This window comes from Helicobacter cinaedi CCUG 18818 = ATCC BAA-847 (genome assembly GCF_000155475.1).
Lineage (GTDB): Bacteria > Campylobacterota > Campylobacteria > Campylobacterales > Helicobacteraceae > Helicobacter_C > Helicobacter_C cinaedi.
The window spans coordinates 1-1,028 of record NZ_DS990417.1 but is presented as its reverse complement, the minus strand read 5'-3'; the positions used below and the strand labels follow the sequence as shown (position 1 = coordinate 1,028).

At 30.4% G+C, this 1,028-nt stretch carries 2 protein-coding genes; both read right to left on the bottom strand.

Translation table 11 applies throughout. The features are described from left to right. Positions 1-91 precede the first annotated feature (91 nt). A complete protein-coding gene (locus HCCG_RS11360) occupies positions 92-505 on the bottom strand; it encodes a hypothetical protein (protein ID WP_002957695.1) in 414 nt (137 codons plus the stop codon). A gap of 9 nt (positions 506-514) precedes the next feature. Continuing rightward, positions 515-1,028, bottom strand: a 514-nt coding sequence (locus tag HCCG_RS12365) for a hypothetical protein (RefSeq protein ID WP_230197967.1), incomplete at its 5' end; no start/stop codon positions are given.

The following is a 1,028-nucleotide window of genomic DNA, read 5'->3' as shown; positions in this document are numbered from 1 at the left end:
TTTGCTCCATATTCTTTTATAGAATCTCTAAATTTTTTTTCATAATTTGCTATGGCTTTGGAATCTACTTTTTAACAGGCAATTTTACTTATCAATAAGGCTCAATCCTTTTTTCAATAGCAAGTTTATTCAGCTCATCAATGATAATTTTGATATAGCCTTCAAGTTTATTAAGATTTTCTTCAGTTTCTTTAAATGGAATAATATAATGATAAGCAGGAAAGTCATTAAAAAACCAAGTGCAACGCATATCATTAATGCTAAAATGCCAAATCATAGTTTCTATACAATCTATATAATCTATTAAAACAATATTATAGCCAAATGCCAACCATATATCCTTGCAATATTCAAAGGCATCTTCATAGCCAAAATTCCATAACTCAAACTCCCAACGCATTTTGCCTGTCTCATCTTCGTTATATTCTTTGTCATACCAAATCAAGTGATGAGGGTCTATTGTTTCTCGTGCTTCTCGTGGTGTGGGAACATCATTAAATTCCATATTGTCTCCTTATTTTCTAAGATATTTATCATTCACTTTTCGATTCGTTTTATTGAAGCTATTAATGATATTTTCGTAAATCTTATTACCCTTATAACCTCTCTTTTTTTGTTGTTTTACATAGTATTTAAAAGGTTTTATTTTTGTGCGTGGATTATACTTTAATATCCAAGCCATAATTCTGTCTTCCATAAGTTCTCTTGTCTGCTGTTTAGTAATATTTCTTAATTCACATATTTTTTCGGCTCGTTGTATTAAATCCCTTATCTCTTGGTATGGATTTCCTAGTCTTTTTAATTTTTTATTATACCACTCTCTTGCTTCTTGGCGAGAAAGCGTCTGTATTGGTATTCCATCAATTTTTTCTAACTTATCTCTCCCAATATTTGCAATCTTATTAATTGCATTATAGGTAAAATAGTACACATTTTTTATTCTTGTTCCCACTAAAAGAGCAAACATTTCGCCACTCACATCAACAAGCCCCTCCTCTTTGTATTCAATAGGTGCATAGATTTGTAGC